Source organism: Lysobacterales bacterium, assembly GCA_019634735.1.
In the GTDB taxonomy this organism is placed as follows: domain Bacteria; phylum Pseudomonadota; class Gammaproteobacteria; order Xanthomonadales; family UBA2363; genus Pseudofulvimonas.
This window is the reverse complement of the sequence record JAHCAT010000011.1, coordinates 57,946-77,042: the sequence shown is the minus strand read 5'-3', so window position 1 is coordinate 77,042 and position 19,097 is coordinate 57,946. Positions and strand designations below refer to the sequence as shown.

Sequence of the window (19,097 nt, the reverse complement as noted above, 5' to 3'; positions counted from 1 at the left end):
CCCCGACCCGCAGACGACCATGGCCAAGACGATCGAGATCAAGGTTCCCGACATCGGCGATTTCGACCAGGTGCCGGTGATCGAGCTGCTGGTCCAGCCGGGCGACGCGGTGCGCAAGGACCAGGGCCTGCTCACCCTGGAGTCCGACAAGGCGACCATGGAGGTCCCGTCCAGCGCCGATGGCGTGGTGCGCGAGCTCAAGGTCGCGGTCGGCGACAAGGTCGGCGAGGGCAGTGTGGTGGCCGTGCTGGAGGTCGGTGGCGCGGAGACCGCCGCGGCCGAAGCGCCGGCACCGGCGCCGAGCGCCGCTGCGCCGGCTGCGGCGGCGCCCGCGCCTGCAGCGCCTGCGCCGGCCGCACAGGCCGCCGCCGGCAGCGGCCGCAAGGCCGATCTGGAATGCGCCCTGCTGGTGCTGGGTGCCGGACCCGGCGGCTATACCGCGGCGTTCCGGGCCGCCGACCTCGGCCTGGACACGGTGCTCGTCGAGCGCTATCCCAGCCTGGGCGGCGTCTGCCTCAACGTCGGCTGCATCCCCTCCAAGGCCCTGCTGCACGCCGCTGCGGTGATCGACGAGGCCGCCCATGCCGCCGACTATGGCATCGACTTCGGTGCGCCGAAGATCGGCCTGGATGCGCTGCGCGCCTACAAGGACAAGGTGGTCGGCCAGCTCACCCGTGGCCTGGCCGGGATGGCGAAGCAGCGCAAGGTGCGGGTGCTGGAGGGCGCCGGACGCTTCGTTTCGCCCCATGAGATCGAGGTCCAGGGCCCGGACGGCGCGAAGCTGGTGCGCTTCGGCCAGTGCATCATCGCCGCCGGCAGCCAGCCGGTGAAGCTGCCGGGTTTCCCCTGGGACGACCCGCGGGTGATGGATTCCACCGATGCCCTGATGCTGGCCGACATCCCGAAGCGCCTGCTGGTGGTCGGCGGCGGCATCATCGGACTGGAGATGGCCACGGTGTACCGGGCGCTGGGCAGCGAGGTCACCGTGGTGGAGCTCATGGACCAGCTCATGCCCGGCGCCGACAAGGACCTGGTCAAGCCGCTGGCGGATCGCCTGAAGAAGCTGGGCGTCACCGTCCACCTGAAGGTCAAGACCGGCGCGGTCAAGGCCCAGAAGAAGGGCATCGAGGTCGCCTTCGAGGGTGAGGGTGCGCCGGACCCGCAGCTGTTCGACCGCGTGCTGGTCTCGGTGGGGCGGACGCCGAACGGGGCCCGGCTGGATGCCGACAAGGCGGGCGTGGCGGTCACCGACCGCGGGTTCATCCCGGTCGACCGGCAGATGCGCAGCAACGTCCCGCACATCTTCGCGATCGGCGATCTGGTCGGCCAGCCGATGCTGGCGCACAAGGCCACCCACGAGGGCAAGCTGGCCGCGGAAGTGGCGGCCGGCGAGAAGCGTGAGTGGCTGGCGCGGGTGATCCCCTCGGTGGCCTATACCGATCCGGAGATCGCCTGGGTCGGCGTCACCGAGGCCGAGGCGAAGGCCAAGGGCCTCAAGGTGGGCGTCGGCAAGTTCCCGTGGGCGGCGTCCGGGCGCGCGATCGGCATCGGCCGCACCGAGGGCTTCACCAAGCTGCTGTTCGACGAGGACAGCCATCGCGTGATCGGCGCCGGCATCGTCGGCCCGCATGCCGGCGACCTGATCGCGGAGCTGGCCCTGGCCATTGAAATGGGCTGCGAGGCCGGCGACATCGGCCACACCATCCACCCCCACCCCACCCTCAGCGAATCGGTGGCGATGGCCGCCGAGGTCTACGAGGGCACCATCACCGACCTGTATCTGCCCAAGCGCAAGGCCGGCTGAACCACGGGGAACGGCAGCGTCTCCCCCGGCGCCATCGCGCCGGGATCCGGGAAGTGGGTGCAGACAGGGTCCGGGCGACCGATAAAAGTCGCCCCCGGGATCCCGCCGGATTCCTCGGGGGCGTTCAATGGGTGTTGCGCTCAAGTGCGGACACGCGGTCCGGTTCACCCGTCGGAGGCCGTGGCACGCTGGTGCGACGGAACCCACGTGCAGCATGCCCTCGGGCGGAATGGGCGTAGACTCCCGGGCGGGACTTGACAGAAAGACAAAAATCTGACCTGTGGCCGACTGGGACTCAACGCTTGCCGCGCTCTATGCCGGCACCCTGCAACCCGACCGCCTTGCCGCGTTCGGCGGCGAGCTGTGCGCGCTGACCGGCAGCAGCCTGGTGACGCTGACCCACCACGATTTCGCCACCGGCCACGGCGCGGCCACGGTGCTGGCAGGCGCGCCCGCCTGCGACGGCGCCCGCTATGCCCGGGAACATGCCGCGGACAACCTCTGGCTGCAGCGCTGCGGGCATGTCATCCGGACCGGTGCGCTGGTGCACAGCGACGACCATGTCGGCCGCGCCGAGTTCCGCGCGACCCGGCTCTATGAACAGGTGTTCCGCCTGCTGGACCGGATCGACAACGCGCTCGGCCTGGTGGCGCTGCGCGAGGGCGACGAGGCGGTGCTGCTCAGCCTGCACAGGCCGGGGCGCATGGCGTCCTGGGACGGCCATGAACTGGCGCTGCTGCAACGGCTCGCGCCGCACTGGGTGAACGCCTGGGCGCTGCACCGGCGCCTGGCCTGGCTGGAGGAGCAGGCGACAACGCTGGACGCCGCCCTCGACGTGTTGCCCGCGCCGATGATCCTGTTCGATGGCGCGGGCCGGATCGGCAAGCTCAACGAGGCCGCCGCGCGGCTGCTGCAGGACGGCAGCCTGCTGCATGGCAAGGCCGGCCTGGTCAACGCGCGCCACGACGGCGCCGCCCTGGCGGCCGCGATCGGCGCCGCCTGTCGCGGCCGCCCCGGCGGCGACGGCCACCGGGAACGCGCGCGCCAGCGCCTGATCCTGCATGACGGCGACGGCCAGTCGGCGGCCAGCGTGGACATCCAGCCGCTGCCGGTGGCGTCGATGGCGGCGGACAGTTTCGTTGCCGTGATGTTCGTGCAGCCGGTCGCGGCGCCGGCGGGTTCGGACGGCAACGCCGTGCTGCGGCGCATGTTCGGCCTGACCCAGGCCGAAGCCGCGCTGGCGCTGAGCCTGCGCCAGCATGGCCAGCTCGGCACCGCGGCGGCGGCGCTCGGCATCACCCCCGGCTCGGCGCGCACCCGGCTCAAGGTGGTGTTCGACAAGGTCGGGGAACGCAGCCAGGCGGCGCTGTTGCGGGTCCTGGATGCCGTGCTGGGCGGCTGACGCCCGGGCGTTGCGAATCCCGCCCCCCTCGGCTGCGCGCGTGCGCGCTCAGTCGACGCCCGGGTCCTGGACCCCGGTCGCCCCCGACCGCAGCAAGGCCAGGGCCCGCGCCAGGACCGGGTCGTCGCCGCCTTCGTCGTCGCCGGCCTCGATCTGCGGATCGGGGATCACGCCCTGATCCTGGATCGAGCGTCCGGCCGGCGTGTAGTAGCGCGCCGTGGTCAGGCGCACCGCATGGCCCGGGTCCAGGGCGAACACGTTCTGCACCGAACCCTTGCCGTAGCTGCGTTCGCCCAGCACCGGGGCGCGGCCGTTGTCCTGCAGCGCAGCGGCGATGATCTCGGCCGCCGACGCGCTGCCGCGGTCGATCAGCACCGCCAGTGGCAGCTTCTCCCAGGGCGAGCCGGGGCGGGCCTCGTAGCTGCGCCGGGTGCCGTCCATGCGGCCGCTCATGGAAACGATGCGGCCTTCGGCGAGGAACAGGTCGGCGATCGCCACCGCGGCATCGAGGGCGCCGCCGGGATTGCCGCGCAGGTCCAGCACCAGACCCTTGAGCGGTCCGCCATCGCGTTCGAGCTGGCGCAGCCGCCGGCCGAGCTCCGGCACGGTCTGGGCCTGCACCATGGCCATCTGGACATGGCCCAGCCCCGGCTCGACCAGGCTGGCGGTCACGCTGCTCAGGCGGATGCGGGCCCGCATCAGCTCGAGTTCGCGGGGCTCGTCCTCTCCCTCGCGCTGGATCATCAGGCTGATGCGGGTCCCCGGCCGGCCGCGCAGCTTGCGCAGGGCACCGTCCAGATTGCCGCGCACGACCCGTTCGCCGTCGATGTGGGTGATGAAGTCGCCGGCGCGGAGCCCGGCCCGCTCGGCCGGGGAGTCGGGCATCGCCGACATCACCTGGATCATGCCGTCGCCGGACAGCACCTCCACGCCCAGGCCGTCATAGGCGCCGAGGGTGTCATCGGTCAGCAGGGTCAGTGTCTCGGCGTCCAGCCAGGCGCTGTGATCGTCCAGGCCGGCAAGCATGCCGGCGATCGCCAGCTCGATCAGCTCGGCGTCGTCGACTGTGTCGACATAGGCGGCCTTGACCAGGTGATAGACCTGCGCGAAGCGGGCCAGCGACTCCAGCCCGGGACCGGCATCGGCTGCAGCCGCCGGCGGATCCTCCAGCCCGTCCGCCAGGGTTTCCGGGGCCGGTTGGGCCATGGCCGGTCCGGGTGTGCCGGCCAGCAGGCTGCCCACCAGGAGGAAACGAAGCGCGCGCAGGAAAGCCATGGACTGAAGAAACGGGACGGGCGGCCAGTGTAGCCCCGACGTCCGAGGGTCAGCGACGCTGCAGCCAGGCGCGGGCGTCGACCGGCCGACCGCGCTCGCGCAGCTCGAAATGCAGGCCGTCGCGCAGGCTGCCGCCGCTGCGCCCGACCCGCGCGATGGCATCGCCGGCCTGCACCCAGGCGCCCTCCGGCTGCAGCAGGGCCTCGTTTTGGCCGTACAGGCTCATCCAGCCCTCGCCATGATCGAGGATCAGCAGCAGGCCGTAGCCCTTGAGCCAGTCGGCGAAGGCGACCCGGCCGTGGGCGACCGCGCGGACCGGCGTGCCGGCCTGGGCCGGAATCATCACACCGCCATGCTCGCCGGCCTCGGCCCGTCCGGACACCGGCCAGGGCAGCCGGCCGCGACGCTCCCGGAAGGGTTGCTGGCCCTCGAACGTGCGCGGCAGGTCCGCGAAGATGTCGCGGAGCTGCTCGAGCAGGCGCACCATGGCCTGCTCGTCGCGGTCGAGCGCCGCAAGGCGACGCTGGCCTTCGGCCAGCCCATCGCGCAGGGCCCGCAGGGCCGCCTCGCGCTCCGCGGCGGCCGCCTGCAGCGCGTGCAGCGCGTCGCGGGCCGCCTCCTCCTCGGCCGCGAGGGCCGCCAGCGCCTCGCCTTCGGCCTGGGCCAGGCGACCCCATTCGACCAGCCGCTCGGCATGCGCGGCGATCTGCCGCAGGCGACCGCGCTGCAGCACCTGGCCATAGCCCAGGGCGCGCACCAGGCGCGGCGCGCTGCCCGGATCCAGCAGCTGCCTGGCCGGCGCCTGGCGGCTGCGCGCATAGTCCAGCCGCAGCAGCGCCGCCAGCGCCTGGCGTTGTTGCGCCAGGGTCTGCTCGACCTCGCGCTGCCGCGCAGCGATCGCCTCCAGCGCCGTACGCTGGGCCCGGCTGCGCTCGACGATCGCCTCCAGCTCCCCCTGGTGCGCCGAGACCGCGCGCTCGGCCCGGGCCAGGGCACGCGCGGCTTCGGGCTCGGCACGGGCGCGTTCGGCCAGCTCCGTCTTGAGTGCCGCCAGATCGCGACGCAGAGTCTCCAGCTGAGCCTGGGTGACCTGGGCCTGCCTGCTGCGCGCGACCGGATCGTCCGGAATCGCCTGTGCCAGGACCGTCCGGGGAACAGTCACGGCCGCGAGCAGGAAGGCGCAGAGCACACCCGCGGCACAGACCGCACTGACGGGCCGCAGTGCCATTCGAATCAGCCCGGCCCGGCCACCAGGCTGCGACCGCTCATCTCCGGAGGCGCCGGAAGGCCCATCAGCGCGAGCACGGTCGGCGCGATGTCGCGCAGCGCGCCGCCGGGCGACAGTCGCAACGGGCGCTGGCCGACGTGCAGCAGCGGGACCGGTCCCACGGTGTGCGCCGTGTGCGGCTGGCCGGTGTCCGGATCGCGCATCAGCTCGAGGTTGCCGTGATCGGCAGTCACCAGCATCTCGCCGCCGGCGTCCAGCACCGCCTGCTCCAGCACGCCGAGTGCCCAGTCGACGGTCTCCACCGCCTTCACTGCCGCGGAGAACACCCCGGTGTGGCCGACCATGTCCGGGTTGGCGATGTTGCAGACGATCAGGTCGAAGTGCCCCGAACCGATCGCCGCGACCAGCTTGCCGACCAGTTCGGGACAGCTCATCTCCGGCTGCAGGTCGTAGGTGGCGACCCGCGGACTGGGCACCAGGATGCGCTCTTCGCCGGCGTAAGGCGCCTCGCGGCCGCCGGAAAAGAAGAAGGTGACGTGGGCGTACTTCTCGGTCTCGGCGATGCGCAGCTGGCGCAGCCCGAGGCCGGCGACGTATTCGCCCAGGCCGTTGCGCAGGACCTGGGGCGGAAACGCCACCTGGGCCGGCAGGCCCTCCTCGTACTCGGTGAGGGTCACGAAGGCCGAAAGCGCCGGGCGCCGGCGCGGAAAACCGTCGAACGATTCGTCCAGGAACACATGGCTGAGCTGGCGCGCGCGATCGGCACGGAAGTTCATGAACACCACGGCGTCGCCATCGCGCACCGGCACGCCGCCGGCGACCGTGGTCGGCGCCACGAATTCGTCGCTCTCGTCGCGGCCATAGGCGCCATCGAGCGCGGCCAGCGCATCGGCGCTGTCGTGCCGGCCCTGTCCTTCGACGATCGCCTGCCAGGCCTGTTCCACCCGTTCCCAGCGGCGGTCGCGGTCCATGCCGAAGTAGCGGCCACCAACGCTGGCGACCACGGCGCCGGTTTGCGCGCAGACTGTCTGCAGCGCCTGCAACGAGGCGCGGGCACTGCGCGGCGGGGTATCGCGGCCATCGAGAAAGGCGTGCACCGCGACCCGGGGGGCGCCACGCGCCGCGGCCAGTTGCAGCAAGGCGAACACCTGGGCCTCGTGGCTGTGCACGCCGCCAGGCGAGAGCAGGCCGAGCACATGCAGGGTGCCCCGTTCGCGCACCGCGTCGATGGCCGCGAGCAGGGCCGGGTTGGCAGCGAAGCTGCCGTCCTCCAGGGCCGCCTCGATGCGGGTCAGGTCCTGCCAGACGACACGCCCCGCGCCGAGGTTCATGTGGCCGACCTCGGAGTTGCCCATCTGTCCGTCGGGCAGGCCGACCGATCGCCCATGGGTATCCACCAGGGTATGCGGGCGGCTGGCGCGCAGGCGATCCCAGTTCGGCGTATCGGCGGCCGCGATGGCGTTGTCGGCCGGATCGTCGCGATGACCGAAGCCGTCGAGGATGAGCAGCAGCAAGGGCTTGGGACGGTCCACGGGCGCCGGCGGGGTGACGGAGAGAAGGAAGTCATGGTAGCCGATGGCCCCTGACCCCCGGCACATGCGCGCGCCGCGCCGGTCCGCGATGCTGGGCCCGTGCAAACCCGGCTTCTCGTCCGCGCATCGAAGCTGTCGTCCCACCACGGAGAATCGCCATGAGACATGCCTCGCCCCTGCACCGCCTTTCCGCACTCGCCCTGTTCGCGCTGGCCGCCCTGGCGCTGGCCGGCGGCCTGGCCGCCCAGGCCGGCATCAGCAAGGTCAACGGCAGCATCCGTCTGTCGACCGGCGAACAGGCCGGCGACCTGACCACCGTCAATGGCGGCATCAGCCTGGCGGAGCAGGCGGTCGCGGGCCGCATCGAGACGGTCAACGGCGGAGTGCGCCTGGAGCGCGGCGCGCGCGCCGCCGCCATCAACGGCGTCAACGGCAGCATCCGGCTGGCCGAAGACTGCGAGGTCGCAGGCGACCTGAAGGGCGTCAATGGCGCGATCACCCTGCTGGCCGGCACCCGGGTCGGCGGCGAGCTCGGCAACGTCAACGGCACCATCAGCCTGGAGCGCGCCCGCGTCGACGGCGGCCTGACCACCACCAATGGCTCGGTGCTGGTCGGTGCGGGCAGCCGGATCGGCGGCGACCTGCTGGTCAAGCGGCCGCGCGGCACCTGGAACGAGGACCGTCCGCCGCGCGTGGTGATCGGACCCGACGCCGAGGTCGCCGGCAGCCTGCGCTTCGAGCGGCCCGTGCGCCTGTACGTGCACACGCAGGCCCGCACCGGCCGCATCGAGGGCGCCACCCCCGAGCGCTTCGACGGCGAACGCGCGCCGGGCGACTGAGCCGACCCGGCCTCCGCGCGGGGCCACCCGCGCCCGGGGAGAGTCCTTGGCCTGAGGGACCCCAGCGTCGTTTCGGCTTCGTTCCAACGGTGCTGAACCCCGTTGCCGCGACACAGTCCCGCGGATCCCGCTTCCAGCTCCCAAGCCCATGGATCACGGCCTTGCGACGCGATCCCAGGGGCGGCGCGGATGCTTCGCCATCAGGGGTGCCTGGACCGGCAACAGGCACCCCTGGGTCACTGGCGTTCCGCCCGATCGCGAATGCGCATCTGCGTCGTGCTACACGCCACGCGCGGACGATTCACGGTCCTGCTCACGCAGGGCGTACACGTAGTCCGTGATCGCCCCTGCGGTGAGCGCACCCATCCCGACCACATCCACCCCGACCATCATCAGGCGGGCCGGAAGCGGTTTGGGGTTTGGGGGCGGCCAGACCAGATCGGACCAGCGGAAAATGTCCGTCAACGTCCCGACATGGTTCGCGGTGATCTGCCACGGCTTCGGCCGGTTGTTGGGATCGGGGTCCTGGCTGGTCCGGATCGCCCATATGGCCGCGAGCACGTTCATCACCACCGCGTCCACGATCGAGTAGATCGCGAACTTGCGCACCGCAGACGGATGCCCGAAGTAGAGGGCATTCACGCGCAGTCCGACGACCTGATAGCCCAGGTAGAGTATCGCCGCGATGATCAGCTCCGGCGGGGGCGCGGCGGCCTTGGCGACACCGAAGAAGACCAGTGCCGCCGCAGCCACCCAGACAAGGCTCGGTAGTACCGCGAGCACAACCTTGCCCTCGGGGAGCGCGTCGTTGACGGCGGTCAGGACCATGATGACGAAGAACATGATGCCCAACGCAAGGAAGACGCCCACTGGCGTGGCGGCGAGCGTTGCAGCCGGCACTGGCGTGCCGATGATGGTGTTCACCACGTGCATCGGAATTGCGACCAGGTAGGACAGCAGGTCGAGGATGGTCACCCCTCCGAGCCCGACGGCGGCCAGAATGTCGCTGATGACCGGGATCTTGATGGGGGTGTTCATGAGGTCGCCAAGCGCGGTGCTCGAGGCCAGGGTCTGCAAGGCCCCGACCAGGCCGGACACGATCCCCTCCAGCGCCGAAAGAACGCCGTCGACCAGGGCCTGGAGCTGGTCGAGGATCGAGTTCATCGCTGTGGACAGCACGTCGGCGCTGGTCACCAGGTTCTGGAAGAGCGCGATGAAGTTGTTGGCGATCGCCTCGCCGGTCTCAAGGAAGGACTGGGCGATGGATGTCCAGACCTGCTCGAACCCTCGCCAGCCCGGATTGCCCAGACCGAACTCGAATATCGCCCCGCCCAACTGCGGCGTGAGGCGATCCAGCAGCCAGTTGGCCTCGTTGCCGTAGGACTTGCCGCCGAAGTCGAACACCGAGTCCGAGTTGCTGAAGCCGGCCGTCCGGGCGGCGGCGCCTGCGCTGCTGGTGCCGATCTGCTGGCGAATGTAGTCGAGGGCTCCTGACGCCTGCTGTCGAAAGCCATCGAAGATCGGCCCGATCTCCCCTGGCAGCTTCGCCATCTCGAGCATCCTGGGGATGCTGCCCATTCCCTCCACCATCATCGACTTGACGCTGCCTGCGAGCGCCTTGATCGCCTCCCAGTCGAACAGCTTGCCAAGCCACTCGAGAACGTCCTGGAAGATGGCGCCGACGCTCTCGAAAACGGTCCGGATCGCATCAAAGGCATGCTCCATGGTGGCAAGGAAAACCGCGTAAGCCCCCTGGGCGGTGCTGATGACGAGGTTGAGGCCGGTGACCACGTGATCCCCGACCGCGGTCAACACGGCGGAGAACGCGCCGAAGATGCTCTCCTTGATGCCCTCGAACAGGTCGCCGATGTCGATGCCAAGGTCGATCCATTCATTCGAGTCCGCCGGCTTGAAGCGCACCAGGCCGGGCGGCGGACTGCCCAGATCCTCCCACCTGTGCAGGTTGACGCCCGGTGGCGGAGGGAGGCCGAGCGATGCGCCGATCGCGACGGTTCGCGCGATCTTGCCGGCATCGCCTTGCTGCGAGGCAGGCAGCACCGGATTCCCTGATCTCGATTTCGCGTCCTTGAGCTCTGCGCCGGTTAGCCTGTACAGGCGGTCCCGCACGTCGGCATAGGGCTCAAGGGTGCTTGATTGGCCGGTCAGCAGATCGAGCTTCAGTCTCGGGACGTACAGATTGGAGAGCTGGGAGGTGGACTGCTGGATAAGCAGGTTGCCCACGACGCCTGTCTCGAAGATCGCTGTCCTGCCCGGGCCCACCAGGTCGGGCTTGCCGTTGATCAGCACCTCCGTCGCCTCGGCACAGGAAACCACGACCTGCACTCCATTGATGGCCCGCGAATCCTCGTCGAGCACAGAAACCTTCGTCGTGTACCACACGACCTGTTCGGCCGTGCCGGCCGGCACATCCACTTCCTCGACCTGCCAGTCGGCTTCCTGCGGATCTCGGTAGTAGTGACGCAGCGTCCTGTCCACCGTGGTCGCGATGAAGATATTGCCGGCATCAGGAGTGCTGGCACCGACGACAGCGGTCACCCGATCGCCCATCGGCGAAAACGGCGTCCAGCGCGCGCCATCTGGCGAACCGTGGACGTGATACAGGAGCCCAGTGGGGCCAACCGCCAGGATGTCGTAGCCGCTGTTTGCGGAATAGACGCCGCTCGCAGCGGCGATCGGCGAGGAACCGCTCAACAGGACGAATTCACTGGCGGCGCCCCAACGGTAGAGTCCTGGCGTTGTCGCAGGACCGATCGAGCCGGCTGCATACAGGATGCTGTCGGAATCGCCGAGGGCAAACAGGCTGCGAATCACCGACTGCCCGGGAACCTCCCGATCCTCTACGGTCGGTGAACCGTCCAGACCCTTCCAGGCCCTGATCTTCTCGGCCTCGTGCCAGTACAGGAATAATGTCGGCAATCCACTCGCCTGCCCGAGGGTCATCGATGGCAGATCTACCGGCTGGGGCCCCGTATAGAGGAGGTTGTCCAGGTTGAACCCGATCGTCCAAGCGTCCGCCGTCACCATGGCCCGACCGATCCTGTAGGTGTAGTGCCATTGCGGATCGCTCATGCGCTGGAAGTACAGGAGAAAGAACTCCACTGCTCCAGCCGCGGTCACCCGAAGCTTCAATTCGTAGAATGTGAGTGATCCGGTGATGTCGGGACCCGGATTGATGGTCTTCCACGCACCCGTGCAGCCCCCCGGCCCGATCAGAAGGGCGTAGACCTTTCGCGATTTCTGGTTCGCGCCGCACACAACCAGATTGCGCTGGTCATCCATCGTCGCTGCGATGACATCGATCGGTTCCGGGCAATCAAGATCACTGATCTTCCAACCCGTTTCGCTGTCTCCATCGGGCGCGACACGGTAGACGCGGCCGTTGGTCCCGACGCTGAAGATCGTCAGCAGTCCGGAGCTGTCCTGTGTTATGGCCACATCACCGCCGGTGGCGACTGCCTGGTGCGGAAAAACATCATCGACCAGCGTCGATTGAACCTGGAGAGTTGTCATGTCCGTCTCCCGGGCTCAGACTGCAGTCAGGAAATACCAGACCTCGGCGTGCCAGCCCCGGCCGCCTTCGTGACTGGCCGCCGTGCCGGAAATCGACGTCGAATCCGATATGGAGTTGTCTCCAAACAACGGAATCGACCACTTCATCGTGAACTCACCGTCGATGCCATCGGCCTTGTATGCGACGTCGCCGGTGAAATGGAATCCGTCGTAGTGCAGCGTGAATCTGGACGTGCCGCCCGGTCCGATCGTATCGGCGGGGTCGGTCTCCCAGCTTCCGTTCGAATCCTTCTTGCTTCGCCGCAAGGTGTAGTTGGTCTGGTTGCTGATGTGACCTACGAAGGAATAGGCCGCCTCCGGCATGAGTGCGATGTCCAGTACTGCCTCCGCTGCTGCGACCTCCACCTCCGGATCGCCGCAGTTGAGGTTGCGCCTGAGCGCGGCGACCGTCTCCGGCAACAACGCATGCAGTTGGGTTACCGACTCCTGGCTTAAATCGAGCGGACGGGACGGCTCAGCCATGCGGTGCGTGGTGCTCATATTCAAACTCCTTGGTTTTGGTAAGTGGACTCCCATGCAATTCAGCGCAGCGTCCGGGTGGCCGTTGCTCGATGGCGGCGGATACGCGTACTGAAACATTCGAGGAATCCACGATAAATACTAGTATCGTTACCCGTTAGTTCGCATCAAATATAAATGCAGCATATTCAAGGCTTTCGGCCCAGGGCCGGAGCTCCACGGCAATTGATGTCCGCAATTCACCGGCTCGCGGCCCGGCGAATTGCCGGCTGATCCGGCCGTCATCCATCGCCCGGACCTGATTAGCGTCGTGTCTCAGCCCAGGATCGGGGACCAAGGACCAGGACCCGGTGTTCGGTGAGCGCAGCGCGCTGTGCTCCCCTCTCCCTCTGGGAGAGGGGTCGGGGGAGCGGGCCGTCGCCAGCCATGGTCTGCATCGTTGCCGGTCCAGCGGCATGCGTTGGCTGGGGCGGCCCTCTCCCCCGCCCCTCCCCCGCAGGGCGGGGGAGGGGAGAAGTGCGGTGTCGTCGCACTACGTAAAGCTGCCTGGCAGCGGGCGGGGACGCGACGCTAATCAGGTCGCCCGGAGGGCCGAAAGGCGAGGTTGGTGCTGGCCAGCCCCCTCGACATCCGTCCGGCTCCCCTGCTCGTGCCGTTCCTGGGCTTGCTCTGAGCCGGCGGGCCCGGGCATATCCCTGCCCGGCGCCTATGAGCCAAGCAGGTGCGCGCCCGATTCACCCAGGCCCATGCATGCCCTGCAGAAGATCGGCGCTGCGCGGCACGGCTCATCTGGCCACGGAAGGCCTCGCCGGATCGGGTGGTACCGATGTCCGCGGGACTGCTGCGCCTTCGGCCAAGAGCGCGGTCCCTGCAGTCGGCGTCGCGTTCCACCGCGCGTACAGGGGGTGGGAACGCGCGGCCCCAGCCGCCTCTGCCCCCCCTGTCGCCGCGCATGGGCAATCGGGCGGCCGAGGCCGGTGGAGAAGTTGGTTGCGTCGAGGCTCTCGCAAGCCCGCACCCAACGGCCCCATCATGAGTCGCTAGGTGCGCAGCAGCCGGGCTGGCGGTGCCGGTTCGCGCCTAGAGCGCCAGCCGCTCGCGGAACTCCCGGGCCTGCCGGCGCGACACCTCGACCTGGGCACCGCCCTCCAGGTGCAGGACGTAGCCGTCGCCGACGCCCGGCTCCACGTTGCGGACGTGGCGCAGGTTGACCAGCACGGCGCGACTGGCCCGGAAGAACGCGGCCGGATCCAGGCGTTCCTCGAGCAGGGCGAGCGAGCGCTGCACGAGCGCGCGCTGGCCGCGGAAGTGCACGTGCGCGTAGTTGCCGTCGATCTCGATATGGCTGATCTCGCCGACCTTCAGGAACCAGCAGCGCTCGCCGTCGCGCAGGAACACCGGGTCGCCGGCGACCAGTGGCGTGCCGCGCGGCGCGGGTTGTTCGGACGGGCGCTGCAGCACGCGTGCCAGCGCCTGGGCCAGCCGCGCCGGCTCGACCGGCTTCAGCAGGTAATCGAGCGCATTCGCCTCGAAGGCGCGCACGGCGTGCTGGTCGTAGGCGGTGCAGAACACCACCGCCGGCACGCGTGGCAGACGCTCCAGGACGTCGAAGCCGCTGCCGCCGGGCAGCTGGATGTCGAGCAGCAGGAGGTCCGGCTGCAGCCCGGTCACGGCGACCACCGCGGCCTCGACGTCGTCGGCCTCGCCGATTACATCGATCTCGGCGTGGGCGGCCAGCAGGGTGCGCAGTTCGCCGCGCGCCAGCCGGCTGTCGTCGACCAACAGTGTACGCAGGCGCCTCATGCCGGCAACGCCAGTTCGGCGCGGACCCGGCCCGGCTGCGGCGACCACAGACGGAAGCGCGCCGCCGGTCCGAGGCCGGCGATCCGCGTCCGCAACCAGGCCAGGCCGACACCCCCGGTGGGGGAGGGCTCGGACACAACCTCGTCGACCTGTTTCAGGTGCCCCGGGTTCTCCACCGTCAGGTGCAGGCCGCCCGCCTCACCGCGGCGCGCGGCGACCTGCAGCAGCCCGCCGCCCGGCGTGCGCGCGATGCCGTGCTTGATCGCGTTCTCGACCAGCAGTTGCAGGAACATAGGCGGCAGCTCGAAGCCGGCCAGGGCCGGGTCGAGCCCGGCGTCCACCTGCAGGCGCTGCTCGAAGTGCACCGCCTCGACGGCCAGGTAGTCCTGCATCACCGCCCACTCCTCGGCCAGGGTCACGCGCTCGCGCTGACTGTGCTGCAGGGCGTGGCGCAGGGTGTTGGACAGGCGGGTGACCAGCTCGCGGGCGCGCGCCGGATCCTCGTTGATCAGGGCGCGCACGTTGTTGAGGGCATTGAACACGAAATGCGGGTTGAGCCGGGCGCGCAGCAGGTCCAGCTCCAGCCGGCGCCGCTCGGCCTCGGCCTGCAGCCGGCCCATGGAGTCGCGCCGGGACTGCCGCTGCGCCGCCTGACCGGCCCAGACCGCGGTCCACAACAGCAGCATGACCGCGGTGTTGAACCAGTAGACGGCGATCGCGCCCGGGCCGTAGCCGGCGCCCTGGACCGGCATGCGCAGCCAGCCCAGCGCCAGCCCGGTGGCCAGGACCAGGTGGATGAGCGCCTGGATCGCCGCCGCCAGCGCGGCGACGACCAGGATCAGGCGCCACGCCAGCGCCAGCGGCGACAGGGCCAGCCAGCCACGGCGCAGCACCAGGGCGCGCGTCGCCTCGCTGCTCATCCACAGACCGGCCGAGAGCACGACCGCGATGACCACCAGCCCGGAGAACAGACCGGCGCTGGCAGTGAACAGCCAGATGCTCAGTGCGCAGAAGCCGCCCCAGATCACCGCGTGGATGAGCTGGCGCACCAGGTGCGCGCGCCAGCCCGACGCCGCGGCGGCCTCCTGCGGGGTCACGGCAGCAGGTGGCCGCGGGCGTGGCCGAGCAGCCAGTCGAGGTCGTCGAACATGAGGAAATGGTAGCCGGCCTCGCTCATCTCGATGCGCACCCCGGGCAGTGTGGCGTACTGGGCCTCGAAGATGCCCCGCGTGCTGTCCAGTGTGGAACCCATCGGCGCGTAGGCGGCCCAGGCGCCCAGCACCAGGACCGGGCTGCGCACCTGGCCCAGTTGCGGCCGCAGGTCGGTGCTGAACATGTCGAACATGGCGCGGGTGGTGGTCTCGCGGTCGCTGGCGCCGGTCCAGTCCTGGATGCGCGAGGTGCGGGCAGGGTCGCTGCTCATGCCCATGCCGGCCTGGGCGCGTGCCTGCACGGCGTAGTCCTCGTCGGACTGCGCGCGCATGCCGGTGCGCATCGCTTCGGCCATCGGCCGCATGGTCTGCGCGGTGGCCTGGGCGTTCATCGCCGCCGGGAAGAACGGCAGCGAGTCGACGATCAGCAGCGGGCCCACCGAGGCCGGCGATTCGATCGCCATCATCAGGGCCAGGACGCCACCCAGGCTGTGGCCGGCCACGGCCGGCTTGTCCAGCCCGGCATGCGCCACGTAGGCGAGCAGGCGATCGCGCATCGGCGCCAGGAAGCCGTCCTCGTCGGTGACGTCGGTCAGGGCCGCATGCCCGGCGAAGCCCGGCAACTGCACCAGGTGGCAGGCGACTCCGTCGGCCTGCAGGGCGGCACAGGTGTCGTCCCAGACCGAGGCCGGGGAGTTCAGGCCGGGGATCATCAGGACCGGGCGGCCCTCGCCGCGAACCTCGACCGCCAGGCCCTGGAAGTCCCGGGGTGCGGCGACGGCCAGTCCGGACAGGGCCAGGCCCAGGGCGACGGCGGCGATGCGGGCAGTGCGGTGGTGCTTCATGGTCGGCTCCAGGTTGACGGGGTGCGCCCAGTGTCGTGGTCCGGTTCCCGTTTCGGCTGCGAAACTACACGAGCGGTCACCGGGACGGGACGGGCGGCGCGCCCGCGCGGGTGATCGGTCGCGCACGGACCGGTGGCTCCACCGGCATTGCGGCAGGCCGCTGCCCGGAACGACCCGGACGAGGCGCCGGGTGGGCACCCCACGTGCGCGGATCGTTATCCTGTAACGAACTGGCCGCGATCGGGGGTTTCCCCCGACGGCCCGCCTACAATCGGGCCACCACCCGTTCCATTCCCGTCCGTCCCCGACGCCGCCCTTGCCGGGCGCCTGCCGGGCCGGACGCCAGACCACGAGGGATCCATGCGCCTTTCCATTCTTGCCTGCGCCCTTGCCGCCGGCCTGCTCGCCGGCTGCCAGCGCGAACAGACGCCCGCCACGACCGACGCTCCCCCCGCCCCGGCCAACGGCGCCACCACCGCCGGCGATCCGCCGGAGGCCATCCCCGGCGTCGTCGCCCACGATTTCGATGCCGCCATCCGCGCCGAGGACTTCAGCGCCCACGTGCAGTCGCTCGCCTCCGACCAGTTCGAGGGCCGCGGCCCGGGCACTGTCGGCGAGCGTCGCACCACCGCCTACCTCGTCCAGCAGCTCGAGCGCCTGGGCGCCCGGCCCGGCAACGGCGACAGCTGGTTCCAGGCGGTGCCCATGGTCGAGATCACCGGCAGCCCGGAGACCACCCTGGACATCCGCTTCGCCGATGGCGGCAGCCAGACCCTGGCCTACGGCGAGGACATGGTGGTGGGCAGCCGGCAGACCGTGCCCGAGGCGCGCATCGACGCCAGCGAACTGGTCTTCGTCGGCTACGGCATCAATGCCCCCGAGCAGGGCTGGAACGACTACGAAGGCCTCGACGTCAAGGGCAAGACCGTGGTCGTCCTGATCAACGACCCCGGCTTCGCCACCCAGGACCCGGCCCTGTTCCGCGGCAATGCGATGACCTACTACGGCCGCTGGACCTACAAGTACGAGGAGGCCGCCCGGCAGGGCGCCGCCGCCGCCCTGATCATCCACGAGACCGCCGCCGCCTCGTACGGCTGGGACGTGGTGTTCAACAGCTGGTCGGGCCCGCAGTACGACCTGCCGTCCTCGGTCGACCCCTCGGCCAAGCTGCAGGTGCAGGGCTGGATCAGCGGTCCGGCTGCCGAGCGCCTCTTCAGTGCCGCCGGCCAGGACCTGCCGGCGCTGGTCGAGGCCGCCAAGCAGCGCGGCTTCAAGTCCGTGCCGCTGGCCGGTGCGACCGCTTCCACGACGATCAAGAACCAGATCCGCGAATCCAGCTCCAACAACGTGATCGGCCTGATCGAGGGCAGCGAGCGTCCCGACGAGTACGTGCTGTACATGGCGCACTGGGACCACCTGGGGCGCAGCTTCTCCTCGCCCGGCGGCGATGGCGACGGCATCTACAACGGTGCGGTCGACAACGCCACCGGCGTGGCCGGCGTGCTGGAGATCGGCGGCGCCTTCGCGGCCATGCAGCCGCGGCCGAAGCGCTCGGTGATCCTGCTGCTGGTGACGCTGGAGGAATCCGGCCTGCTCGGCTCGCGCTACTACACCGAGAACCCGGTGTTCCCCCTGGAACGCACCGCGGCGGCGATCAACCTCGACGCGATGAGCGTGATCGGCCCCAGCCGCGACATGACCGTGGTCGGCTACGGCAATTCCAGCCTGGACGACGTGCTGCGCGAGGCGCTGCTCCCGCAGCAGCGCGAGCCGCGCCCGGAGCCGACCCCGGAGAACGGCTTCTACTTCCGCTCCGACCACTTCAACTTCGCCAAGAAGGGCGTGCCGGCGCTGTATGCCAAGGGCGGTCCGGACCATGTCGAGAAGGGCATCGAGCACGGCCAGGCGATGGCGGCCGAGTACAACCGGCTGCGCTACCACAAGCCGGCCGACGAGTTCGATCCGTCCTGGGACCTGCGCGGCGTGGTCCAGGACCTCGAGGCGCTGTTCGAGGTGGGCCGTCGCATCGCCGATGGCGCGGACTGGCCGGCTTGGTCGACCGAGAGCGAGTTCCGTGCCGCAGGCGAGGTCCTCGCCGGCCGGCGCCAGTGACCCTGCGTCCTCGTCGTGGCGGGACCTGATCCCGCCCTGGCGGCCTCCGGAGGCGCGCGCGGGCGTGCGCCCTCCGTCTCGCTCGTGCTGGGCTCGGGCGGTGCCCGCGGCTATGCCCACATCGGCGCCATCGAGGCGATCGAGGCCGCCGGCCTGCGCATCGCGGCGATCACCGGCAGCTCGATGGGCGCCCTGGTCGGCGGCATCCATGCCGCCGGCCGCCTCGACGCCTGGCGCGACTGGGCGCTGGCCCTGACCCGCTTCGACGTGCTGCGTCTGGTCGATCTCGGCCTGTCCGGTGGCGGCTTCATCAAGGGCGAACGGATCATGTCGGTGCTGCGCGATCTTGTCGGCGACCTCGACATCGAGGACCTGCCGGTGCCGTTCACCGCCGTCGCCGCCGACCTCGATGCCGGCCGCGAGATCTGGTTCCGGCGCGGCCCGCTGTTCGATGCGATCCGCGCATCGATCGCCATCCCCACCGTGTTCCGGCCGGTGACCTGGCACGGCCGCACCCTGGTCGATGGCGGCCTGCTCAACCCGGTGCCGGTATCGGCGACGCTGGGCGACCAGACCGAGTTCACCATCGCGGTCGACGTCAACGCGGCGCCAGGGCCGCGCGGCCCCGAGCGCATCGCCAGCCCTGCGAGCCCCGGCACACCCGCCAGCGCGGACGCCACCGACGCCGACAACGGACACCTGGCGTCGCTGCGCCAGCGCATCTCGCGTTTCGTGGACGAGCTGCTGCCGGGCGGTGACGGCTCGCCGGCGGTACCGGCGGCGGAGCCGGGCAAGCTGGAACTGACCGCGCGTTCCCTGGACGTCGTCCAGGCGACACTGACCCGCTACAAGCTGGCCGCCCAGCCCCCGGACCTGCTGATCCGGGTGCCCCGCGACGCCTGCACCTTCTACGAGTTCGACTGCGCGCGCAAACTCATCGAGCTTGGTCGCGAACGGGCCGAGGCGGCACTGGCGGAGTGGTTCGCGGGCGGCTGATTGGCGGCACGGGACCGGGGACCGGGGACCGGGGACAAGCTAACCGGCGACCCGCTGGGA

The 19,097-nt window shown here is 70.3% G+C and carries 13 protein-coding genes; 5 read left to right on the top strand and 8 right to left on the bottom strand.

Features of this window, described 5'->3' with window-relative positions; translation table 11 throughout:
• The first annotated feature begins 19 nt into the window (after positions 1-19).
• Both lpdA and KF823_11420 read left to right on the top strand, forming a co-directional pair.
• Entirely contained in the window at positions 20-1,804 is a 1,785-nt protein-coding gene (gene lpdA, locus KF823_11425; GenBank protein ID MBX3726511.1) for a dihydrolipoyl dehydrogenase, read from the top strand.
• Positions 1,805-2,084: 280 nt separating this feature from the next.
• Complete coding sequence (locus KF823_11420) at positions 2,085-3,206, top strand: hypothetical protein (protein MBX3726510.1); 1,122 nt, start codon at positions 2,085-2,087, stop codon at positions 3,204-3,206.
• A 48-nt stretch (positions 3,207-3,254) separates the two neighbouring features.
• Here the strand turns inward: KF823_11420 and KF823_11415 are convergent, their stop codons facing one another.
• Genes KF823_11415 through gpmI form a run of 3 tightly spaced genes read right to left on the bottom strand, consistent with a single transcriptional unit; the run spans position 3,255 to position 7,241 of the window.
• Positions 3,255-4,481: a S41 family peptidase gene (locus KF823_11415; GenBank protein ID MBX3726509.1), complete on the bottom strand. Its 1,227-nt coding sequence runs from the start codon at positions 4,479-4,481 to the stop codon at positions 3,255-3,257.
• 49 nt (positions 4,482-4,530) lie between these two features.
• A complete protein-coding gene (locus KF823_11410; GenBank protein ID MBX3726508.1) occupies positions 4,531-5,709 on the bottom strand; it encodes a peptidoglycan DD-metalloendopeptidase family protein in 1,179 nt (392 codons plus the stop codon).
• Positions 5,710-5,714: 5 nt separating this feature from the next.
• Positions 5,715-7,241 (bottom strand): 2,3-bisphosphoglycerate-independent phosphoglycerate mutase, encoded by a 1,527-nt coding sequence (gene gpmI / locus KF823_11405; protein MBX3726507.1) that lies wholly within the window; start codon positions 7,239-7,241, stop codon positions 5,715-5,717.
• A gap of 200 nt (positions 7,242-7,441) precedes the next feature.
• On the opposite strand from gpmI, the gene KF823_11400 reads away from it, so the two are divergent.
• Complete coding sequence (locus KF823_11400) at positions 7,442-8,080, top strand: hypothetical protein (protein ID MBX3726506.1); 639 nt, start codon at positions 7,442-7,444, stop codon at positions 8,078-8,080.
• 279 nt (positions 8,081-8,359) lie between these two features.
• Here KF823_11400 and KF823_11395 read toward each other — a convergent pair whose 3' ends face one another.
• The 5 genes from KF823_11395 to KF823_11375 all read right to left on the bottom strand — a co-directional run bounded on the left by KF823_11395 (position 8,360) and on the right by KF823_11375 (position 15,929).
• The gene (locus KF823_11395) at positions 8,360-11,611 is read right to left on the bottom strand and encodes a hypothetical protein (protein ID MBX3726505.1); all 3,252 of its coding nucleotides are present in this window, start codon (positions 11,609-11,611) and stop codon (positions 8,360-8,362) included.
• Positions 11,612-11,626: 15 nt separating this feature from the next.
• On the bottom strand, positions 11,627-12,151 hold the full coding sequence (locus KF823_11390; protein MBX3726504.1) for a hypothetical protein: 525 nt from the start codon (positions 12,149-12,151) through the stop codon (positions 11,627-11,629).
• A 1,059-nt stretch (positions 12,152-13,210) separates the two neighbouring features.
• The gene (locus tag KF823_11385) at positions 13,211-13,933 is read right to left on the bottom strand and encodes a response regulator (GenBank protein ID MBX3726503.1); all 723 of its coding nucleotides are present in this window, start codon (positions 13,931-13,933) and stop codon (positions 13,211-13,213) included.
• On the bottom strand, positions 13,930-15,030 hold the full coding sequence (locus tag KF823_11380; GenBank protein ID MBX3726502.1) for a histidine kinase: 1,101 nt from the start codon (positions 15,028-15,030) through the stop codon (positions 13,930-13,932). The genes KF823_11385 and KF823_11380 overlap by 4 nt, the downstream gene beginning before the upstream one ends.
• Positions 15,027-15,929 (bottom strand): alpha/beta hydrolase, encoded by a 903-nt coding sequence (locus tag KF823_11375; GenBank protein MBX3726501.1) that lies wholly within the window; start codon positions 15,927-15,929, stop codon positions 15,027-15,029. Before KF823_11375 ends, KF823_11380 begins: the two co-directional genes overlap by 4 nt.
• A 360-nt stretch (positions 15,930-16,289) precedes the next feature.
• Between KF823_11375 and KF823_11370 the strand changes: the two genes are divergently transcribed.
• A complete protein-coding gene (locus tag KF823_11370) occupies positions 16,290-18,041 on the top strand; it encodes a M28 family peptidase (protein ID MBX3726500.1) in 1,752 nt (583 codons plus the stop codon).
• Between the two features lie 36 nt (positions 18,042-18,077).
• Entirely contained in the window at positions 18,078-19,037 is a 960-nt protein-coding gene (locus KF823_11365) for a patatin-like phospholipase family protein (GenBank protein MBX3726499.1), read from the top strand.
• Positions 19,038-19,097 lie beyond the last annotated feature (60 nt).